Raw genomic sequence first — 20,633 nt, 5'->3', positions numbered from 1 at the left:
AGGGGTTGACAGGCTTCCTGCTGCGGCCCACGCTGGATCGTATACAATTTCGTACTTCGACGAGGAGGTCGGGTGGGCGACGTCGACGAGGCGGTCCTGGGCCGCGCACGCAAGGTGGTCGCGGTGCACCTCAACTACCCGAGCCGCGCCGCCCAGCGCGGACGCATCCCCGAGCAGCCCTCCTACTTCCTCAAGCCGCCTTCGTCCCTCGCCGTGAGCGGCTCCGACGTGGAGCGTCCCGCAGGCTGCGAGCTGCTCGGCTTTGAAGGCGAGATAGCCCTGGTCATCGGAACCGCAGCCCGGCGGGTCAGTCCCGAAGAGGCATGGACGCACGTCGCCGGGGTGACCGCGGGCAATGACCTCGGCGTCTACGACCTGCGCTACGCGGACAAGGGCTCCAACCTGCGGTCCAAGGGCGGCGACGGTTTCACCCCTGTCGGCCCCGGCCTCATTCCCGCAACCCAGGTGGACCCTGCCGGCCTGCGCATCCGCACCTGGCACAACGGGGAACTGGTCCAGGAGGACTCCAGCGGGGACCTGCTGTTCCCGTTCGCCCGGCTGGTCGCGGACCTGTCCCAGCTGCTGACTCTGGAGGCAGGCGACATCATCCTGACCGGGACTCCGGCCGGGGCGTCGGTGGCCCAGCCCGGGGACCTGCTTGAGGTGGAAGTGGATGCGCCCGGCACCGGCCTGAGCAGCGGGCGGCTGGCGACGAGGGTCCGGGAGGGCAGCATCCCGTTCGCCCCCTACGGCGCCCTGCCGCGGGCCGATGACGTCCAGCGCGAGGAAGCCTACGGCTCCCGGGACGCTGCCGGGCTCCCTTCCGCCGAACCCGTCCTCGCCCCGGCCCTGAAGAAAAAGCTCGAGAGCGTCGCCACTGCCACGCTCTCGTCCCAGCTGCGCAAACGCGGCTTGAACAACGTCAGCATCGACGGGCTGCGGGCCACGCGGCCGGACCGCCGCGTCGTCGGCGTCGCCCGCACGCTGCGCTACGTGCCCAACCGCGAGGACCTGTTCGCCGCGCACGGGGGCGGCTTCAACGCGCAGAAGCGCGCCATCGACTCCGTCAACGAGGGCGAGATCCTCGTCATGGAGGCCCGCGGCGAAACCGGCACCGGCACCATCGGGGACATCCTGGCCCTGCGCGCCCAGGTCCGCGGCGCCGCAGCGATCATCACCGACGGCGGCGTGCGCGACTACACGGCCGTCGCCGGCCTGGACATCCCCACCTACTTCGCCGGCACGCACCCCGCGGTGCTCGGCCGCCGGCACATTCCGTGGGACACCGACATCACCATCGCCTGCGGCGGCACCACCGTGCAGCCCGGGGACATCATCGTCGCCGACGCGGACGGGATCCTGGTGATCCCGCCGGCGCTGGCCGAGGAGGTCGCCGAGGACAGTCTCGCCCAGGAGCGGGAGGAAACGTTCATCGCCGAAATGGTCCGCGAGGGCCACAGCGTCGAGGGACTGTACCCGCTGAACGCCGCCTGGCGGGCCCGCTTCCAGGAGTGGACGGCGCAGCGTGGCAGCTAAGACAACGCTCAGCAAATCGGAGCGGGCCTACGGCACGGTCAAGGCCAGGATCGTCGACGGCGTGTACACCCCCGGCTACCGGCTGGTGCTGGGCCGGATCGCCGAGGAGCTCGGCGTCAGCCCGGTGCCGGTGCGCGAGGCGATCCGCCGGCTCGAAGCCGAGGGCCTGGTGACCTTCGAACGCAACGTCGGAGCCACCGTCTCGGGAATCGATCCCACCGAGTACCTGTACACGATGCAGACGCTGAGCATCATCGAGGGAGCGGCCACCGCTCTCTCGGCGCCGCTGGTGGACGCCGTGGACATCGCCCGCGCCCGCGGCGTGAACGAGCAGATGCGGCGCTGCCTTGAGCATTTCGACCCGGAGCGCTTCACCCAGCTGAACCTGGACTTCCACAGCATCCTCTTCGAGCGCTGCCCCAACCCGCACATCCTGGACCTGGTGCACCGCGGCTGGAACCGGCTGGCCTCGCTGCGCTCCTCCACGTTCCGTTTCGTCCCGGGACGGGCGCACGAATCCGTGGACGAACACGAAGCGCTGCTGAAGCTCATCGAAGACCGCGCCGCCGCCGAGGAGATTGAGCGCGCCGCCCGCCGGCACCGCAGCGCCACCCTCGACGCCTATCTCGCCCACACCCAAGCACCCTGAGTCCGACCACCCCGCCCCCGAGCAGCAAGGACAGACAATGACGTTCACCGCCGCCGCTTCCGCCCACCGCCCCGCGGACCTTCCCACCCACCTGCAGCACTTCATCAACGGCACATTCGTCGACTCGGCCGGCGGCAAGACCTTCGATGTCCTGGATCCGGTGTCCAACGCCAATTACGCCACCGCTGCCGCCGGGCAGGCCGAGGACGTCGACCGCGCCGTCGCCGCAGCACGGGAAGCGTTCCTGCACGGACCGTGGCCGAAGCTGAAGGCCCGCGAGCGCGCCCGCGTGCTGAACCGGATTGCCGACGCCGTCGAGGCCCAGGAAACCCGGCTCGCCGAGCTGGAGACCTTCGACACCGGCCTGCCGATCACCCAGGCCCGGGGGCAGGCTCTGCGGGCGGCGGAGAACTTCCGCTTCTTCGCGGACCTGATCGTGGCCCAGTTCGACGACGCGATGAAGGTCCCCGGGTCCCAGATCAACTACGTGAACCGCAAGCCGATCGGCGTCGCCGGGCTGATCACCCCGTGGAACACGCCTTTCATGCTCGAGTCGTGGAAGCTGGCCCCGGCGCTGGCCACCGGCAACACGGTGGTGCTCAAGCCGGCCGAGTTCACCCCGCTCTCCGCCTCGCTCTGGGCACGGATCTTCCAGGACGCCGGGCTGCCCGACGGCGTGTTCAACCTGGTCAACGGTCTCGGCGAGGAAGCCGGCGACGCGCTGGTGAAGCACCCGGACGTGCCGCTGATCTCCTTCACCGGCGAGACGACCACCGGGCAGACAATCTTCCGCAACGCCGCGGCGAACCTCAAGGGCCTGTCCATGGAGCTCGGCGGCAAATCCCCCTGCGTCGTGTTCGCCGACGCCGACCTCGACGCCGCGATCGATTCGGCCCTCTTCGGCGTGTTCTCGCTCAACGGCGAGCGCTGCACCGCCGGGTCCCGGATCCTGGTCGACCGGGCCATCTACGACGAGTTCTGCGCGAAGTACGCGGCCCGCGCGAAGACCATCGTCGTCGGCGACCCGCACGACCCGAAGACGGAGGTCGGGGCCCTGGTCCACCCGGAGCACTACGCCAAGGTGGCCTCCTACGTCGAGATCGGCAAGTCCGAGGGCCGGCTGCTGGCCGGCGGCGGCCGCCCGGAGCATCTCCCGGAAGGCAACTACATCGCCCCGACCGTCTTCGCCGACGTCGCCCCCGACGCGCGGATCTTCCAGGAGGAAATCTTCGGCCCCGTCGTCGCCATCACCCCGTTCGAGAGCGACGAGGAGGCCCTGGCACTGGCCAACGGCGTGAAGTACGGGCTGGCCGCGTATCTCTGGACCACCGACCTGGCCCGCGCGCACACCTTCGCGGACGGCGTGGAAGCCGGGATGGTCTGGCTGAACAGCCACAACGTGCGGGACCTGCGCACCCCCTTCGGCGGCGTCAAGGCCTCCGGGCTCGGCCACGAGGGCGGCTACCGCTCGATTGATTTCTATACCCACCAGCAGGCCGTGCACATCACGCTCGGAATGGTGCACACGCCCGCATTCGGCCGCATCGACAAGGGAGAACAACGATGAGCACCGAAATCCCCAAGCCCTCCGCCCCCGCGCCGGACATCGTGCGCTGCGCCTACATGGACATCGTGGTCACCGACCTGGCCGCCTCGCGGGCGTTCTACGTGGACGTGCTGGGGCTGCACGTGACGGAGGAGGACGACGACGTCATCTATCTGCGCTCGCTGGAGGAGTTCATCCACCACAACCTCGTCCTGCGGAAGGGCCCGGTGGCCGCGGCGGCCGCGTTCGCCTACCGGGTGCGCACCCCCGGCGACGTCGACGCCGCCGAGGCGTACTACCGGGAACTGGGCTGCCGGACCGAGCGCCGCAGGAGCGGCTTCACCAGGGGCATCGGCGACGCGGTCCGGGTCGAGGACCCGCTGGGCTTCCCGTACGAATTCTTCTACGAGACCGAGCATGTGGAGCGGCTGACCCAGCGCTACGACCTGTACTCCGCCGGGGAGCTGGTCCGGCTGGACCACTTTAACCAGGTCACGCCGGACGTCCCCCGCGGCCGCAAGTACCTGGAGGACCTGGGCTTCCGGGTCTCCGAAGACATCAAGGACTCCGACGGCGTCACCTACGCCGCATGGCTGCACCGCAAGCAGACCGTCCACGACACCGCCCTCACCGGCGGCGACGGGCCCAGGATGCACCACATCGCATTCGCCACCCACGAAAAGCACAACATCATCCAGATCTGCGACAAGATGGGCGCCCTGCGCATCTCCGACCGCATCGAGCGCGGCCCCGGCCGGCACGGGGTCTCGAACGCCTTCTACCTGTACATCCTCGACCCGGACGGCCACCGGGTGGAGATCTACACGCAGGACTACTACACCGGCGACCCGGACAATCCGACGGTCACCTGGGACGTGCATGACAACCAGCGCCGCGACTGGTGGGGCAACCCGGTCGTTCCCTCCTGGTACACCGACGCCTCCCTCGTGCTGGACCTCGACGGCAACCCCCAGCCCGTCGTGCAGCGCACCGACGCGTCGGAGATGGCCGTCACCGTGGGCGCCGACGGGTTCTCCTACACCCGGGAACCGGGCGAGGAACGCGGCTTCAAAATGGGCGCGCAGGTCTGACGCCGTGCTTGGGAGAGCAACGATCGAACAGATCGCCGACGAACTGCTCGAGGCGGCCCTGACGCGCACCCCGGTTCCGCGGCTGAGCCTGCGGCACCCGGAGATGACCGTGGAGGACTCCTACGCGGTGCAGCAGCTGTGGCGGCGGCGCAACGAGGCTGCGGGCCGGCGCCTGGTGGGGCGCAAAATCGGCCTGACCTCCAAGGCGATGCAGACCGCGACCGGCATCACCGAACCGGACTACGGCGCGATCTTCGACGACATGGTGCTGGAGACCGGATGCACGGTGCCGTGGGACCGGTACACCCATCCCCGGGTTGAGGTGGAGCTGGCCTTCGTGCTCGACAGGGACCTCTCCGGACCCGGCTGCACCCTGCTCGACGTGCTGGACGCGACCCGCTACGTCGTTCCCGCCCTGGAGATCCTCGACTCGCGGATCGAAATGGAGGGCCGAACCATCGTGGATACCATCGCCGACAACGCCGCGATGGGCGCAATGGTGACCGGCGGCCGCCCCGCCCGGCCCGACGCCGTTGACCTGCGCTGGGTCGCCGCGATCCTGTACAGGAACCAGACCGTGGAGGAAACCGGGGTCGCCGCCGGGGTCCTGGATCATCCGGCCGCCGGCGTGCACTGGCTGGCCAACAAGCTCGCCGCCCACGGCGACGGCCTGAAGGCAGGCGACACGATCCTCGCCGGCTCCTTCACCCGCCCGCTCTGGGTTTACAAAGGGGACACCGTCCACGCCGACTACGGACCACTGGGAGCCGTCACATGCCGATTCGAATAGCAGCCCGCCCGAGTTTCCGCCAGGCCCTGGCCGCGGCCGACCGTCCGCTCACCGGCATGTGGGTGTGCTCGGCCAGCCCGCTCGTGGCCGAGATCTGCGCCGGGGCGGGGCTGGACTTGATCCTCATCGACGCCGAGCACAGCCCCAACGGCCTGGAATCGGTGCTCGCCCAGCTCCAGGCCGTGCACGGCTTCCCGGTCGACGTCATGGTCCGGCCGCCCGTCAACGACACGGCCCTGATCAAGCAGTACCTGGACCTGGGGGCACAGAACCTGCTGGTGCCCATGGTGGACTCCCGCGCCGAGGCGGAGGCCGCGGCCGCCGCTGTGCGCTACCCGCCGCACGGGGTCCGCGGCGTCGGTTCGGCCCTGGCCCGCGCGTCGCAGTGGAACCGCATCCCGGATTACCTGGCCAGTGCGGGTGACACCGTGAGCCTGACCGTGCAGATCGAGTCCGAGGCGGCGGTCAACGCGGTGGAGGAGATCCTCGCGGTCGACGGCGTCGACGGCATCTTCCTCGGCCCGGCGGACCTCGCCGCCTCGATGGGGCTGCTGGGGCAGCAGGAGCACCCCGACGTGCGCGCCGCCGTCGAACGCTGCCTGGCTGCTGCGAAGACGGCCGGCAAACCGGCCGGAGTGAACGCGTTCAACGAGGACATTGCCCGGGCCTACCTGGCTGCCGGCGCCTCGTTCATCCTGGTCGGTGCCGACGTCCTGCTGCTGGCCCGGGCGAGCGAGTCCCTCGCCGCGAAGTTCATCCCGGGGGGTGCGAGCGGCCGCTAACGGCGGCTTCGCGCCGACGGACCCCGCCGTTGGTGGCCGTTCGGGTGGGCATGGAGCTTATTTGAACTGACTGGTCAGTTTAGTTAGCATGGTGGGTGTTGCCAAGGAAAGGACCCCCGTGCTCAACGCCCGCAGCCTGCACTTCGCCGGCCGCCACGGAGACCTCGTGCCGCCCACCGACCTGGAGGCCGCCGGAGGCGAGGTCCTCCTTGTCGCCGGGGACGGCCAGGAAAGCCGCACTGCGCTGTCCCTGCTGCTCAGCGGCAGAATGAAGCCGACCTCGGGAAGCGCCGGCTGGGGCAACGGGCCGCAGCCGCGGGGCCCGCGCCGGCACAGCGCCCTGATCGACTCGCCCGCGGTGAACGCACCGGAGCGCCATCTGCGCGTCCGGGACCTCGCCGCGGAGGACCTCTCGCTCATTCCGGCCGGCAGCGGGCGGCGTCCGCGCCCCGGCGCCTGGCTAAAGGATGCCGGTTTTGCCGGCCTGGCCAACAGCTGGACGGATGAGCTCGACGGCGGCGACCGTTTCCGCCTGCTCACCGCGCTGGCGCTGGCCGACCCGCGCGTGGACCTGCTCGTGCTGGACAGTCCTGACCGCCACGGAGCCGGCACCGGCTGGCTGGCCCAGGCCCGGGACCTTGCCGCCGCCGAGCGCGCCCTCTGCGTGGTCGCCGTCGTCGCCTCCATCCCCGCCGGCTGGGACGGTCCTTCCGCGCGCCTTGGCAACGGCCCCGCTCCCACCGAGGAAATGACTGCCTGATGACCGTTCTCCGACTCGCCCAATCCGAACTGAAACGGATGACCGGCGGCCTGCTTCCCAAGCTCACAGTGCTGGCCCTGGTCATGGTGCCGCTGCTCTACGGCGCCGTCTATCTCTATGCCAACTGGGACCCGTACGGGCACCTGGACCAGATCAAGGCCGCCCTCGTGAACGAGGACACCGGTGCCGCCGCCGGCGGCAAGCAGCTCGACGTCGGCGGCAGGGTCACCTCCAGCCTCGTCGACGCGAAGACCTTCGATTGGCAGCGGGTCCCCAGCGCCGCGGCGGCCGATGAAGGCGTGCGCAGCGGCAAGTACGCGTTCGCCTTGAAGATCCCCAAGGACTTCTCCCGCAACCTCGCGTCCCCGTCCAGCTTCGACTCGGCGCGCCAGGCCATGCTGAACGTCACCACGAACGACGCCAACAACTACCTGCTTTCCACGATCGTGGACAAGCTCACCGGCTCGGTCCACAACACTGTGGCCAAAGAGGTGGGCCAGGAAACGGCCAACCAGCTGCTCACCGGCCTGGGCACTATCCACACGCAGCTGGTCTCAGCGGCGGACGGCGCCGGCAGGCTCGCCGACGGCGCGGGGCAGCTCAAGGACGGCAGCGCCAAGCTCGCGGACGGCACCGGACGCCTGCTGACCGGCGCCCGGTCCCTGCACAGCGGGCAGCAGCAGCTCACGGCCGGCGCGGACCAGCTCTCCTCGGGCGCCGCCCGGCTCAGCTCGGGCCTGTCGCAGCTGCACGCGAATACCTCCACGCTTCCCGCGGACGCCGCAGCCCTCGCCGACGGCGCCGCCAAGGTGGCCGCCGGCAACGCCAAGCTGAACGCCCAGGTGCAGTCCCTTGGCGGGACGGTGGACGAACTCGAAGCAGCGAACCATGCCCGTGTTGCCGGGACGACTTCGCGCCTTGTGGCTGCCGGCGCCCTCACCCAGGCCCAGGCGGACCAGGTGCTGGCCGGCTTCGACTCGACCGCCGCCGCGGCAACGGCCGGCACGAAGGCGAAGCTCGCCGCGGACACGGCCGGCCTGCAGCAACTGGCGGCCGGCTCGGCAGCGGTCGCAGACGGTGCGGCGAAGCTCTCCGCCGCGGCGCCCGCACTCGACTCGGCCGTCACCCAGGCCAACGCTGGTGCCGCCAGCCTCGCCTCCGGGGCGCAGGACCTCACTGCCGGGCAGCGGTCCGCCCTGGACGGGTCAGCGAAACTGGCCGACGGCGCGGCACAGGTCAACGACGGTGCCGCGTCCGCCCGGACCGGAGCCGCCAAGCTGGCGGACGGTTCCGGGAAACTGGCTGCGGAGCTGGACAAGGGAGCCGGCAAGGTCCCCAACCCGGACGCCGGCCAGAAGCAGAACGTCTCGAATGTCATCGCCGACCCGGTCTCCGTCAACACCCTCTCGCAGGCGAAGGCCGGCACCTACGGGGCCGGACTCGCTCCGTTCTTCCTGACCCTGGCCATGTGGATCGGCATCTTCATGCTCGTGCAGGCAATGCGCCCGGTCACCCAGCGCGCCCTCGCCTCGAATGCGCGGTCATGGAAGATCGCCATGGGCGGCTGGCTGCCGTTCTTCGCGGTCTCGGCCGTCCAGGCGTCGCTGCTCATGCTCGTCGTCCGCTTCGGCCTCGGCCTGGACCCCGCGCACCCGGTGCTCACGTGGCTGTTCCTGCTGCTCGGGGCGATGACCTTCAGCGCGATCATCCAGGGCATCGTCGCCCTGCTGGGCACCCCGGGCAAGTTCGTGGTGCTGATCCTGCTGGTGCTCCAGCTGGTCTCCTCCGGCGGCACGTTCCCGTGGGAGACGACGCCGGGGCCGCTGCACCTGATGCACGATATCCTTCCCATGGGCTACGTCGTCTCCGGCATGCGCCATCTGATCTACGGGTCCGACGTCGCCGCCGTCGCACCGATAGCCGTCGGGCTGCTGCTCTACACGGCGTTCGGCGCAGCCCTGTCCACGCTGGCGGTGCACCGGCACAAGTTCTGGACACTCAAGCGGCTGCAGCCGGAGATCGAGGTTTAGGAAATGAGCATGGCCACGCACGGCGAACCGGCCAAAGCCGCGCCGTCGCGCCGGCCGGCCCGCACCGAGTCCACCCGCCAGAAGCTCTTTGACGCGTCCATGCGCCTGATCGGCGAGCGCGGGCCGGGGAATGTCACCGTGGACGAAATTGCCGCCGCGGCCGGAGTCTCCAAAGGGACCGTGTACTACAACTTCGGCAGCAAATCCGACCTGATCGCCCAGCTCCTCGAACACGGGGTGGAGCTGCTGGAGGAACGGATGCGGACCGAGGACGGGGATCCCCTGCAGGCCCTGGAGCTCACCGTCGCCGCGGCCCTGGACTTCTTCGCCGACTACCCTTCGTTCGCGCAGCTGCTCGTGAGCGAAATGTGGCGGACGCCGAGCGAATGGCGGGGCACGCTGACGCTGCTGCGCGAACGGCTGGTCAGCATCGTCGCGGACGCGGTCCGGCGGGTTGCGGCCGATCAGCCGGTGGACCCGGATGTGCCGGTCGAAGGTGTGGTCGGTGCCGTCTTCGGTGCCACCTTCATCCTTGGCCTGGACCGGCAGGTTTTCCACCCCGAACGCACCCGCTCCGAGGCGGTGGCTGCGGTCATGACCATCATGCGCGGCTACCTAAGGCAGAATTAAGGGCATGCGCCGCCTCTCCCCCCTTGCCTGGTTCACCCTCGTGGCGGCCGTCGTGGGCGTGCTGTTCGCGGCGGCGTTCCTGTTCCTGCCGTACGACGACGCCTGGGGCCTGGGCATGCTGATGGCACTGGGTGCGGTGTTCCTGGCGGCCCTGGTGGCCACGGTGCACGCGCGCCGCCACGTCCTGCTGCTGCTGGCGGGCGTCGCAGCGACGGCGTTCGTCGCCTGCGGGCTCGCCTTCCTTCAGTTGTGGGGCCTGGCCTTCGCACCCATGGAGGCATCCCTGACCTCGGCAGTGGACAGCCACAAGTCCAACCTCTACTTCTACATCGCCGCCGGGTCCTTCGTGGCAATGATGGGGCTGCTGTTCCTCGGCGCCTTCTGGCCTCAGGGACGGCGTCCCGTGTCACGGCCCGCACCGCGCGCAACGGCGCAGCGGACGGCTGCACGTCCGGCTCCGCGGACAGCGGCGCGGCCGGCTGCACCGCGCACGGCGGCCCAGCGCCAGCCGGCTCCCCGCACCTCCGCTCCCCGCCAGACAACCCCGCGTCCCGCGCCTCGTTCGGGGGCGCCCCGCCAGGTTTCGGGCACCCGCCAGGGTGTCTCCGGTACGAGGCCAGTCGATCCGCAGGGCCGGAGCCCGCGCCGCTAGCCGGCCGGGCCCCTACCGTTTGTGGCCGTGGTGGTGCTTGGCCCGCGGCACCGCGAAATGCGTCAGCCGCGCGTCCTGGCCGTCCAGTTCAGCCCAAGGCAGGTCGTGCTCCAGGACGGCGAGGCCCGTCGTCGGGAAGTGTGAGGCGGCGTCCATGTAGGATTCCTCGTCCGAATCCCGGGATGCCAGGCGCAGCACCAGGTCCTGCACGCCGGGCATATGGGCCACCAGCAGCAGAGTCCGGACCGTGTCCGGCACATGGTTGACGACCGAGAGCATCCGCGCGGCGGAGGCGGCATAGAGCCGGCTTTCCAGTTTGGGCGTGGGGGCTTTCTCCCCCAGCTGGTCGCAGACCCAGATGGTGGTCTGCCGGGTGCGCAGCGCCGAGGAGCAGAGGATGAAGTCGGGAATCAGCCCGTGCTTCACCATCCACCGCCCGGCTTCGGGCGCGTCCTGGTGACCCCGCTCCTCCAGCGGCCTCTCGTGGTCGTCGACCCCCATGGGCCAGGCCGCCTTCGAATGGCGCAGAATCAGCAGCCGTTTGAGATGGGAGTTGCTCACAGCCCCATCCTAGCGGCGGCCCCTGCAGGCTAAATCGAGTATTCGGGGGCGGCCCAGACGACAACCTCGGGGTGCTCGTAGAAGCGGTAACCCTGGCCGCGGACCGTCCGCACGGTGTTCGCGAGGCGTCCGAGCTTCGAGCGCAGCCGCCGAATGTGGACGTCGATTGTGCGCTCGTTGGGAACCTCGTCGGCATTCTTCCAGAGGCCGCCGAGCAGCTCATCGCGGCTGACCGTGCGCGAGCCGTTCTCCACGAGGTAGTTCAGCAGTTCGAACTCCTTGAACGTCAGATTCAGAGACTCGCCATCCAGGTGCACTTCACGGCGCGCCAGGTCGATCAGCACACCGGTGGGCCGCGAATCCTGCACGGTCTGCGCCCGGGCGGCATCGGTGCGCTGGCGGGACGCGACCGTCGGGTCCCCGAAGGTGGAACGGACGACGTCGAGCGAGCTGCCCGGGGCGTTGGCGGGAGCAATGGCGACAGCGGCATAGCTCTGCGCGCCGGGGACCAGGGACTGCGCGTACGCCCGGATGTCCTGCGCCAGCTTGGCCAGCGAGGTGCCCGCCGCGGCCGCTGTGTCCTCGTCGACGCCGACGTACAGCACGAAGCCGCGGGCCGCGGTGTCCCCCGAGGCAACCCGCGGTTCGACCGCTTCCGGCTGCGCCGCGGCAGGCAGCGGGCCGGTCGCCGCAGGCTCGGATTCGGGGACCACCGAGCGGAGCGGGGTCGGATTCACCGCGCCGACCGGCTGCGGGTTGTACTGCTGGGGCGCGTACCCCTGGCCCGTGTAGGGCTGCTGGACAGCAGCGAACGGCTGCCGGGCGGACCGGGAAGGGTTCCGGAGGGAGATGTGGACGTATCCGGATGCAACAGACATGGGAGTACCTCAATGTGAATGGCCGTCATCGCGGCTCGAATGCTTGGAACGAGGACCCCGCAATGAAAAGGGGTCGGCCCGGCGCTGGGCGGGAAGAGTGGCTGAGTCTCGGGGGTGTTGAGTCAGGCCTGCATTCGATAACAGCACATGTCCGGACCAGCAGATGTGCTGGCAAGGATCGCTGCGGCTGCAGATGCTGTTGAGATGATGTTCACAGTTGCAGTCTGCAACGTAACATTCTGAACTTGCAAGTAACATTGGGCGCTTTTGTCCGAATGCTGAGATGGAACGTCCCATTGTGATGCAGGACACGCATACGGCGAGGGCCGGCCGATCCCCGCGGTCCCCCTATACATCCCGCCGGCCAGCAGCGACCATTGGAGGGTGAACAGGCAGCCGGAAGCGCTGACAGTGCTGCTGGAGGATGTGGGCTCCACCTCATGGTGGGCGAGGATCCTGACCATTCTGGGATCCCAGTACGGCAGCACCCAGCGGCGCTTCATCGGCCAGGTGGAGGGGAAGACCCGGTACAGGAGTTCGACGTTCCCTGTTGCCGGATCGCTGGGCGAGACCGCGCCGCAAGAGCCGTGGGCGCCGGGCATGACGGCGGCCCTGGAAGAACTGCAGCGGGATTTGGCCCGGGACGGCTGGCAGCAGACGTTCCGCGGCGCACAGCCGTGGTCGCTGAGGTATGAGCGGCCGGGATCCGGCTCCGGCTCGGGCTCCGGCTAGAGGAGGCCTGAATGTGACTGTCCTCGTCGCCTATGCGAGTGCTCTCGGGTCAACCCGGGAGATAGCTCAACGCGTGGCCTCCCGTCTTCGACCGGCACTCGGTGAGGTGCAGTGCCGGTCGGTTGAGGAGATCGGCCCGGTCTCCGGCTATGACGCCGTCATTATCGGAAGCGCCATCCACAACCAGGCGTGGCTGCCGCCGGCCCGGCTCTTCCTCGCCCGCCACGCGTCCGAGCTCGCCGGGCGCCCCGTCTGGGCGTTCAGCGTCGGGATGGCGGAGGCGCTGCCCAAGCCGTTTCGCCGCCGCGGGGCCGCAATCCAGGAGAACCGTCTGGCAAGGACGCTGGTCCGGGAAGTCCCGCTGCGCGGGCACCGGCTCTTCTCCGGTGTCTACCACGCTGCCCAGATGCCGCGACCTTTGCGGCTCCTGTTCCGGCTCACCGGCGGACGCTTCGGGGACTTGCGGGACTGGGCCGCCATCGAAGCCTGGGCGGATCAAATCGCGGCCCGTCTCGGCAAAGGCGGCGCGGCCTAGGCCCCGTATTCCTCGTCAGTGACGTGGCTGAGCCAGGTCACCACTTCCCCGTTCCCATCCGCTTCCTGCATGGCGACATGCGCCATGAATCGGTCCGGCGTAGCCCCGTGCCAGTGCTCTTCTCCGGGTTCGATGTAGACCACGTCGCCGGGACGGATTTCCTGGACTTCTCCTCCTCGACGGGCCACCAGTCCGATGCCGTCGGTGACGTACAGCGTCTGGCCCTTGGGGTGGTGGTGCCATGCGGTGCGGGCACCGGGCGCGAACCGGACCTGTGCGCAGCCGATGGCTGACTGCTCGTCCGGGTTGCGGATGCCGTCGATCTGCACGGTGCCGGTGAACCATTCCTTGGGGCCCGCCCCTGTCCGGCCGCCGCTCTTCGTGTACTTCATGTTGGTGTCCCTCCTGTTTTTTCGTGGAGGTATTTAGTTTGCCCCTCTCCTGGATGAGCACCGTTGGCGGCGAACTTTCCTAATTGGCCGTGGCCGCGGTGGACGTCACCAGGTCCACCGCGGTGGCGGCCGGCGTGCTCCCGCTCTTGGTGGCAGTCACGCGCACCTTGCTGCCCTTGGTGACGTCGCTGATGGAGGCCGAACCGCTCCGGGCGCCCATGCGGCCTCCCATGGCCGGCCGGTTGCTGACCGTGGTCGAGGAGTTGACGGTAAACGTCCGGGTCACGCCGTCGGCGCTCCTGACCGTCAGCGACGTCGCCGACACGGCCGTCACTTCGCCGGTCTGGGTCAGCATGGTGACGTAGGAGCCGTTGCTCTCGACCACGTATTCGCCGTGGACGGCGGACTGCAGGCCTGCCCCCAGCCCGCCCGGGCCCAGGTCGCCGTCGCCGGACCCGCCGGGACCGCCGTCGCCATCCGGACCGCCGATGCTGTTCTGGCCGTCGCCCGCGCTCCCGCTGGTGCCGGCGGCCTGGGCACTGGCTGCGTTGGTGCCCGCGTACACGGCCGCGCCGCCGCCGGCAGCGACCACGACGGCGATGGCGACCGCGGCGACCATCTTCCGGGTGGACCAGCCCTGGGCCGTCCGCGGCTGCGCAGGAGCGCCCCATCCGGCGGACTCCTGGTACGGCACGTCGCGGGCGGGCGCTGCCTCGTCGCTGTCGTTGCCGGCAGCCCCGGGGTCGTACACGGGTTCCGGTCGCGGTGCGGGGCGGCTCTCATCGGCGGACATGGTGATCTCTTTCCTGCGAGGTGTCGGGTCGATACCGAACAGTCTGGAAACGGAATCTGTGCCGGTGCTGTGCGGGCTGAGAGCCGCCGCTGTGACCCTGCAGCCCGTTAAGCTTGAGCTCACAGGGCACACACAGTTTTCCCATAGAGCGCACCAACCTCGTCCACGGAGAGTTGCATCATGGCCGTTTCCGGATCCTCCGCATCCAACAATTTCACCGACAACCTTCCGCGCCTGTCCCATCCGGATGGGAGCCCGATCCGCGCGCTCGTCGTCGACGACGAGCCCAGCCTCGCGGACCTAATGAGCATCGGGCTGCGGATGGCCGGCTGGAGCGTGGAGGTCGCTGGGGACGGGCAGTCCGCCGTGCGCCAGGCCCGGGAGTTCCGGCCGGACGTGCTGGTCCTGGACGTCATGCTGCCCGGCTTCGACGGCGTCGAAGTGCTGGGCAAGATCAGGGCCTTCGACCCCGGGGTGCCCGCGCTGTTCCTGACCGCGAAGGACGCCATCGAGGACCGCATCACCGGTCTCGCTGCCGGCGGGGACGACTATGTCACCAAGCCTTTCAGCATGGAGGAGGTGCTGCTGCGCCTGCACCGGCTGGTGCAGCGTTCCGGCGTCGCGGCGGCGGACTCGGCCGAACTGGTCGTCGGGGACCTGGTGCTGAACCAGGACACCCGCGAGGTGACCCGCGGCGGCGATCCGATCCAGCTCACCGCCACCCAGTTCGAATTGCTGCGCTACCTGATGGAGAATCCGCGACGGGTGGTGAGCAAGGCCCAGATTCTGGACAACGTGTGGAACTACGACTTCGGCGGCCAGGCGAACATCGTGGAACTGTACATTTCCTACCTGCGCAAGAAGGTCGACGCCGAGCGGGAACCAATGATCCACACGGTGCGCGGCGCCGGCTATGTCCTCAAGCCGGCAGGCTAGGCGCTCCGCCGTGTCCACTCTCGCCGGAGCGGCTCCCGGTTCCGGCCGGCGCTGGGCGCAGCCGGAGTCCTGGCATCTGCGCACCAAGCTCGTCCTCGCCACCATGGCGCTGCTCACCGCGATCTGCTGCATCGTCGGCATCGTCAGCTATGCGGTGATGAACGTCTTCCTGACCTCCCAGCTCGACACGCAGCTGGCGCAGGCCGCCCACCGCGCCGTCGAATTCAGCAACCGGTCCGCGCAAGGTTCCCCGACAGAGCGCCAGGACCCGCTGGACGCACCGGGCCAGGGCGCGGGCGTGCTCAATGCCCGCATCGCGAACGGCGTGGTCAGCAGCGCCGGCCTGCTCGCCCTGGACGGTACCCGTGCCGCCCTGAACAGCACCGACGCCGGTCGGCTGGCCGCGCTGCCGCACAACAGCCAACCCAGCGACGTGTCCCTCTCCACCGGCGACTACCGTCTGGTTTCCGTGCAGGAATCCGACGGGGACGTCATCCTCACGGGCCTTCCGCTGGCCGCGAAGGAAAGCACCCTCGCCTCGCTGGTCTGGACGATCGTGCTGGTCTCGCTGGCCGCGCTCGGCCTGACGGGCATCGCCGGAACAGTGATCATCCGCCGCACCATGCGCCCGCTCGAGACGCTCTCCGCCGTCGCTACCAAGGTGGCCCGGCTGCCCCTCGACGCCGGCGAGGTGGCTCTCGCCGTCCGGGTCCCGGCGAACGCCTCCAACCCGCATACCGAAGTGGGCAACGTGGGCCATGCACTGAACCAGATGCTCGAGAATGTGGCGAATGCCCTGCAGGCGAGGCAGAAGAGCGAAACCAAGGTCCGCCAGTTCGTCGCCGACGCCTCACACGAGCTGCGCACCCCGCTGACGGCGATCCGCGGCTACACAGAACTGCTGAAAATGACCGAGAACTTCTCTGCCGGCGGCCAGCAGTCGCTGTCCCGGGTGGAGTCCCAGTCGCGGCGCATGGGAGCGCTGGTGGAGGACCTGCTGCTGTTGGCCCGGCTGGACGAAGGCCATGCGCTCAAGCTGGAGGACGTGGACCTGAGCCAGCTCGTGATCGAGACGGTGACCGACGCGAAGGTGACCGGCCCCGCGCACCGCTGGCAGCTGGAGCTGCCGGACGAGCCGGTTACCGTCCGCGCCGACGCCGGGCAGCTGCGCCAGGTGCTGATGAACCTGCTCAGCAACGCCCGCAAGCACACGGACCCGGGCACCACGGTGGTCACCTCGGTGCAGCGTTCCGGCAACGGCGGCGTGGTGCTCAGCGTGACGGACAACGGCCCCGGCATCGACCCGGCCTTCCAGGAACAGATCTTCTCCCGCTTCGCGCGGGCGGACGCCGCACGCTCCGGCACGGACGGCACCACCGGCCTGGGGCTGGCCATCGTGGAGGCCATTGTGGAGGCGCACGGCGGGACCATCGAGGTGAACAGCCGGCCGGGGCGCACTGAGTTCGCCATCCGGCTGCCCGCCGCGCAGGCGTAACCGGATCCTGGCCCTGGGCGTCCGCGCCGGGAGGTGAAACCGCCTCCAGCGGCGGCCTCGCGCGCAGCCCGGCGGGTTCACCTCCCGGGCCGGAGACAACCGTCCAGGACGCGCGCGGGGCGCGCCGGCCAAGCACGATGTTGAGACCTCTCCGAGACCTTGCCGTTATCCAAATGTGACATTGCCCCGCACCTAGGGTAGATTGGGCTCCGCGCCACGGCTTCTTCATGGCGCGCCGGGGCGGATCGCCGAACTCTGCCACCGCCCGGGCTCCGTTCGCAGCGGGCAGAGGCGGGGGAACCAACGCCGGATTTCGTTTTCGAAATCCTTGGGGTGAAGTCGTGTGTGTGGCAGCGGATCCGTTCCGTTTCGAGCAGGCGACCGGGTGACTCTCATCCGAATCCGACAGCTAACTTCGCAGGCGTGGAGAGGTAATTGTCGTGCGCAAAAACATCGCCCGCCACCGGGCCCCTGTAGTCAAGAAGAAATCGGCGCTGTCCAAGCTCGCCCGCACCGGCACCCGTGTGCAGCGTGTCGCCGCGGTCACCGCCGTGTGCGGCGTGGCCGTCAGCATCGGCGTCGCCGGCCAAAGTTCCGCGATCGACGTGTCGAGCGCCGCGATGACGACTCCGACCGAGAGCCCCTCGGCAGCTCCGTCGGCCGCCGCCACTCCGACGGCGAAGGCTTCGGCTGCAGCCCCGGCGTCCGCGACGCCGACGGCGTCCAAGCCGGCCCCCGCCAAGACCGAGGCACCCGCTGCGGACACCCGTGCGGCGTCGTCGTCGGTGAAGGAGATCCCCGCCCCGGCACCCGCCGTCGCCGTGGACAACCCGGACGCGGCGAAGGCCTACGCCGCCAGCATCCTCGGCAACTACGGCTGGTCCTCGGACCAGATGACCTGCCTCACCCAGCTGTGGACCAAGGAATCGGACTGGCGCACCAGCGCCACCAACCCGTCCAGCCTGGCCTACGGCATCGCCCAGTCGCTGCCCGCGGAGAAAATGGCGAGCACCGGCTCGGACTGGAAGACCAACGCGCAGACCCAGATCAAGTGGGGCCTGCAGTACGTCAAGGACCGCTACGGCTCGCCGTGCGGCGCCTGGGACCACGAAACCTCCTACAACTGGTACTGAGTTCCAGCCACCCTTTGCGCCCGTCGGACCCCGGATTTTCCGGGGTCCGACGCCGTTAACGGCTTAGTGCCGGCCCACCGCCCCGGCTCCACAGCACCGGCACAGGCACAGGACCGGCACGCACCGGCACGCGGCGGGCTAATCCGCACGAGCGGCCAGTTGCGGCGGCTTCCCACGCCTGGAGGCCGCCGCAACTGGCCGTTCGCGGGGTTTGCAGCAGCGATCAGCCCTTGCAGGCGGCGAGCACGCGCGCCATTGCGTCGTGTTCGGCCTGGGTCACCCACAGCCGGTAGGCAGCCTTGACGGAGATCTGCGTGGCCACGTAGGTGCAGCGGAAGGCCTTGTTCGGCGGCAGCCAGGTGGCGGCGTCGCCGTCGCTCTTTTGCTGGTTGGTGGGCCCGTCCGTCGCCTGCAGGTTCCGCGGATCGTTCGCCAGCGCGAGCCGCTGCTGGGCGCTCAGCTGCTGGGCCCCGGTCTGCCACGCGTCGCTGAGCGCCACCACGTGGTCAATCTGCACCTTCTCGCTTGTGCCCTGGCCACGCACGAACGCGATCGAGGTTCCCGTGTAGGGGTCCGCCAGGGTGCCGCGGGCCACCTTGCAGCGGCTGGTGCCAACGAAGGCGACGCCGGTCAGCTGGCTCTTGAGGATGTCGTTGCGGGTGTCGCAGCCGTTGTGGTCGACGTCGGCCCAGGCGGCGCCGAACTGCGCCCGGCTGTACCCGGTCTTCGGTGCGCGGCCCTTCACCGGCAGCCCGGCCAGGGCGGCGAGAGCCTTGCCGGCGGTGGCGGGAGCCGCCTGCCGGGGCAAGGGTGCGGATGACGACGCCGGCGTCGCGCTCCGTCCGGGCGCACCGGGAAGCAGCGAACCCTGGCCGCCGGCCCCGTAGCCGCAGCCCGCCAGCAGCAGGGCCACTGCCGCGGCGGCGGCAGCTCTCCGGCCGGAGGCGGCGGCTCGACGGACGGTACGGAAAAGTGGGGACACGGCTGGCTCCTCCAACGGTCGGGGCAGGACGCCGGGCGCGGCGCCGTCCCACTTTACCGGCGGCCCCTGCTCCGCCCGCGCAGACACGCGTGCAGGCACGCGCCCGGCCGTCCGCCGTACCCCTGCTCAGCTGGCGAGGGCGGCGGCGGGCCGTTCGGGGTGGTTGTAGCGCACCAGGATGTCCGGCTCCTCGTCGAGCTCGGCCTCGTGCTCAAGGACGCCGTCCACCGTGAAGCCCAGCTCCGCCGGGGTGCGTTCGCGCAGCACGCGCTCGTCCACCTGCAGGGCGACGGACAGGTCGAAGTCCAGCCAGCGGCCGAGCAGCATCGGGCCGGCAACCAGCAGCACCAGGTTCTCGGGAGCCGGCTGGCGCTGCGCACGGATCGAGCGGTCGGTCGCCGGGTCCCGCAGCCGCGGCAGCCACTGCGCCGGCCCGGGCCCGGAGAGCGGATCCAGCACCTCCCGGGCCAGCGCGGCGTAGTCGAACCAGCGGTCCCGGTAACTGTCCGGATCCTCGCGTCCCAACTCCAGCCGCTGGGAGGCCGGCAGCAGGAAATCCGCCAGCTCCACCACTTCCGCAGGGCGGCCTACCGAGCGCAGCCGCGCGGCCACCCGTGTTGCGAACTCGCCGGGTGCGGCCGCCTCGGCACCGTCGACCGCTACCCTGGTCCGGCCGGCGCGGGCCAGGCAGCGGTCAGCGACCAGGGACACCAGCGCATCGGGTGTCAGCGGGGCGAAGGAGGGCACCCGTCGATTATCGCCTCAGGAGCCTCAGTCGCGGTGCTGGTGGTGCGGCGCGACGGCGTTCAACAGGTGCTGCGCGGACCGAACCCAGCGTACGGACCGCGCGGACAGGGGTTTGAGCTCGGGCGTCCTGCGGTAGGGAATGAGCGGGCGGGGTGCTGATGCTGGCTGCGGGGCCATCCGGATCATCGCCTTCCTGGACGAAGGTCAACCAAGTGCTGACTGATAATCCAAGTGTGCGCCGCGAGACTGTGCGGCGAATAGGTAGCCGCTGAAACCGAGCTGTGGCCGGTAGACCCTGGGTTGCGAGGCTTAGTTGACGACGCCGTACAGCCGGTCGCCCGCGTCCCCGAGGCCGGGAACGATATAGGCGTTCTCGTTGAGCCGCTCGTCGATCGAGGCCAGCACCACCGTCACGTCGGCGTCGTGCAGTTCTTCCTTCAGCGCCTCCAGGCCTTCAGGGGCCGCCAGCAGGCAGATGCAGGTGATATCGGAGGCGCCGCGCTTGAACAGGAACTTGATCGCCTCGCGCAGAGTGCCGCCGGTGGCAAGCATCGGGTCGAGCACGTAGACCTGGCGGCCGGTCAGATCATCGGGCAGCCGCTCGGCGTACGTGACGGCCTCAAGGGTTTCCTCGTTGCGGGCCATGCCCAGGAAGCCCACCTCGGCGGTCGGCAGCAGCCGGGTCATCCCCTCGAGCATGCCCAGTCCGGCGCGCAGGATGGGCACCACCAGCGGGGTCGGACGCACCAGACCGGTGCCCACCGCCGTCGTCACAGGGGTCTGGATCTGCACCGGCTCGACGCGGACGCCGCGGGTTGCCTCGTACGCCAGCAGCGTCACCAGTTCCTCCGTCAGCTGCCGGAAGACCGGCGACGGGGTGTCCTTGTCCCTCAGCACCGTGAGTTTGTGGGCGACGAGAGGGTGGTCGGCAACTAGAACGCGCATGGGTCCAAGTTATCAGGACCGGACCCTGCCGATAGGGC

The 20,633-nt window shown here is 69.8% G+C and carries 22 protein-coding genes and 1 riboswitch; of the genes, 15 read left to right on the top strand and 7 right to left on the bottom strand.

Annotation, left to right across the window (positions count from 1 at the left end):
* The first annotated feature begins 72 nt into the window (after positions 1-72).
* From KIH31_RS13295 to KIH31_RS13250, 10 genes are all read left to right on the top strand, one after another.
* Positions 73-1,536, top strand: a complete 1,464-nt coding sequence (locus KIH31_RS13295) for a fumarylacetoacetate hydrolase family protein (protein ID WP_214427610.1) — start codon at positions 73-75, stop codon at positions 1,534-1,536.
* The gene (locus KIH31_RS13290; RefSeq protein WP_214427609.1) at positions 1,526-2,185 is read left to right on the top strand and encodes a GntR family transcriptional regulator; all 660 of its coding nucleotides are present in this window, start codon (positions 1,526-1,528) and stop codon (positions 2,183-2,185) included. The genes KIH31_RS13295 and KIH31_RS13290 overlap by 11 nt, the downstream gene beginning before the upstream one ends.
* Positions 2,186-2,222: 37 nt before the next feature.
* Entirely contained in the window at positions 2,223-3,752 is a 1,530-nt protein-coding gene (hpaE, locus tag KIH31_RS13285) for a 5-carboxymethyl-2-hydroxymuconate semialdehyde dehydrogenase (RefSeq protein WP_214427608.1), read from the top strand.
* Positions 3,749-4,822: a 3,4-dihydroxyphenylacetate 2,3-dioxygenase gene (gene hpaD / locus KIH31_RS13280; protein WP_214427607.1), complete on the top strand. Its 1,074-nt coding sequence runs from the start codon at positions 3,749-3,751 to the stop codon at positions 4,820-4,822. The genes hpaE and hpaD overlap by 4 nt, the downstream gene beginning before the upstream one ends.
* 4 nt (positions 4,823-4,826) lie before the next feature.
* Entirely contained in the window at positions 4,827-5,612 is a 786-nt protein-coding gene (gene hpaH, locus KIH31_RS13275) for a 2-oxo-hept-4-ene-1,7-dioate hydratase (RefSeq protein WP_214427606.1), read from the top strand.
* Positions 5,597-6,394, top strand: a complete 798-nt coding sequence (locus tag KIH31_RS13270) for an HpcH/HpaI aldolase/citrate lyase family protein (RefSeq protein WP_214427605.1) — start codon at positions 5,597-5,599, stop codon at positions 6,392-6,394. The genes hpaH and KIH31_RS13270 overlap by 16 nt, the downstream gene beginning before the upstream one ends.
* Before the next feature lie 118 nt (positions 6,395-6,512).
* Entirely contained in the window at positions 6,513-7,154 is a 642-nt protein-coding gene (locus tag KIH31_RS13265) for an ABC transporter ATP-binding protein (RefSeq protein ID WP_214427604.1), read from the top strand.
* Positions 7,154-9,184 carry a YhgE/Pip domain-containing protein gene (locus tag KIH31_RS13260; RefSeq protein ID WP_214427603.1) on the top strand — a complete coding sequence of 677 codons (2,031 nt, stop codon included), beginning with the start codon at positions 7,154-7,156 and terminating at the stop codon, positions 9,182-9,184. The genes KIH31_RS13265 and KIH31_RS13260 overlap by 1 nt, the downstream gene beginning before the upstream one ends.
* A 3-nt stretch (positions 9,185-9,187) precedes the next feature.
* Positions 9,188-9,814, top strand: coding sequence for a TetR/AcrR family transcriptional regulator (locus KIH31_RS13255; RefSeq protein ID WP_374224877.1), 627 nt, complete (start codon positions 9,188-9,190; stop codon positions 9,812-9,814).
* Between the two features lie 4 nt (positions 9,815-9,818).
* Positions 9,819-10,466: a hypothetical protein gene (locus tag KIH31_RS13250; RefSeq protein WP_214427601.1), complete on the top strand. Its 648-nt coding sequence runs from the start codon at positions 9,819-9,821 to the stop codon at positions 10,464-10,466.
* A 12-nt stretch (positions 10,467-10,478) separates the two neighbouring features.
* Here the strand turns inward: KIH31_RS13250 and KIH31_RS13245 are convergent, their stop codons facing one another.
* Both KIH31_RS13245 and KIH31_RS13240 read right to left on the bottom strand, forming a co-directional pair.
* A complete protein-coding gene (locus KIH31_RS13245; protein ID WP_214427600.1) occupies positions 10,479-11,027 on the bottom strand; it encodes a histidine phosphatase family protein in 549 nt (182 codons plus the stop codon).
* A gap of 29 nt (positions 11,028-11,056) precedes the next feature.
* The gene (locus tag KIH31_RS13240; RefSeq protein ID WP_214427599.1) at positions 11,057-11,905 is read right to left on the bottom strand and encodes a winged helix-turn-helix domain-containing protein; all 849 of its coding nucleotides are present in this window, start codon (positions 11,903-11,905) and stop codon (positions 11,057-11,059) included.
* Positions 11,906-12,289: 384 nt separating this feature from the next.
* Here KIH31_RS13240 and KIH31_RS13235 point away from each other — a divergent pair, with 384 nt between their 5' ends.
* A complete protein-coding gene (locus KIH31_RS13235) occupies positions 12,290-12,637 on the top strand; it encodes a hypothetical protein (RefSeq protein ID WP_214427598.1) in 348 nt (115 codons plus the stop codon).
* 13 nt (positions 12,638-12,650) lie between these two features.
* A complete protein-coding gene (locus KIH31_RS13230; protein ID WP_307857644.1) occupies positions 12,651-13,172 on the top strand; it encodes a flavodoxin domain-containing protein in 522 nt (173 codons plus the stop codon).
* Here the strand turns inward: KIH31_RS13230 and KIH31_RS13225 are convergent.
* On the bottom strand, positions 13,169-13,564 hold the full coding sequence (locus tag KIH31_RS13225) for a cupin domain-containing protein (protein ID WP_214427596.1): 396 nt from the start codon (positions 13,562-13,564) through the stop codon (positions 13,169-13,171). The genes KIH31_RS13230 and KIH31_RS13225 overlap by 4 nt on opposite strands.
* 79 nt (positions 13,565-13,643) lie before the next feature.
* Positions 13,644-14,357, bottom strand: coding sequence for a hypothetical protein (locus KIH31_RS13220; protein ID WP_214427595.1), 714 nt, complete (start codon positions 14,355-14,357; stop codon positions 13,644-13,646).
* Positions 14,358-14,537: 180 nt separating this feature from the next.
* Here KIH31_RS13220 and KIH31_RS13215 point away from each other — a divergent pair, with 180 nt between their 5' ends.
* The 3 genes from KIH31_RS13215 (at position 14,538) to KIH31_RS13205 (ending at position 17,921) form a co-directional block, all read left to right on the top strand.
* Positions 14,538-15,293: a response regulator transcription factor gene (locus KIH31_RS13215; protein ID WP_214427594.1), complete on the top strand. Its 756-nt coding sequence runs from the start codon at positions 14,538-14,540 to the stop codon at positions 15,291-15,293.
* A gap of 10 nt (positions 15,294-15,303) precedes the next feature.
* The gene (locus tag KIH31_RS13210) at positions 15,304-16,788 is read left to right on the top strand and encodes a HAMP domain-containing sensor histidine kinase (RefSeq protein WP_307857643.1); all 1,485 of its coding nucleotides are present in this window, start codon (positions 15,304-15,306) and stop codon (positions 16,786-16,788) included.
* Positions 16,789-17,024: 236 nt separating this feature from the next.
* A riboswitch (cyclic di-AMP (ydaO/yuaA leader) is annotated at positions 17,025-17,226 on the top strand.
* A gap of 2 nt (positions 17,227-17,228) precedes the next feature.
* A complete protein-coding gene (locus KIH31_RS13205; protein WP_214427592.1) occupies positions 17,229-17,921 on the top strand; it encodes a hypothetical protein in 693 nt (230 codons plus the stop codon).
* A gap of 223 nt (positions 17,922-18,144) precedes the next feature.
* Here KIH31_RS13205 and KIH31_RS13200 read toward each other — a convergent pair whose 3' ends face one another.
* From KIH31_RS13200 to upp, 3 genes are all read right to left on the bottom strand, one after another.
* Positions 18,145-18,903, bottom strand: coding sequence for an HNH endonuclease family protein (locus KIH31_RS13200; protein ID WP_374224875.1), 759 nt, complete (start codon positions 18,901-18,903; stop codon positions 18,145-18,147).
* A gap of 126 nt (positions 18,904-19,029) precedes the next feature.
* The gene (locus tag KIH31_RS13195) at positions 19,030-19,650 is read right to left on the bottom strand and encodes a uridine kinase (RefSeq protein WP_214427591.1); all 621 of its coding nucleotides are present in this window, start codon (positions 19,648-19,650) and stop codon (positions 19,030-19,032) included.
* 309 nt (positions 19,651-19,959) lie between these two features.
* Positions 19,960-20,595 (bottom strand): uracil phosphoribosyltransferase, encoded by a 636-nt coding sequence (upp, locus tag KIH31_RS13190; RefSeq protein ID WP_214427590.1) that lies wholly within the window; start codon positions 20,593-20,595, stop codon positions 19,960-19,962.
* Between the last annotated feature and the right edge of the window lie 38 nt (positions 20,596-20,633).

This window comes from Paenarthrobacter sp. DKR-5, from assembly GCF_018531425.1.
Classification (GTDB): domain Bacteria; phylum Actinomycetota; class Actinomycetes; order Actinomycetales; family Micrococcaceae; genus DKR-5.
This window is presented reverse-complemented; position numbering and strand designations above follow the sequence as displayed.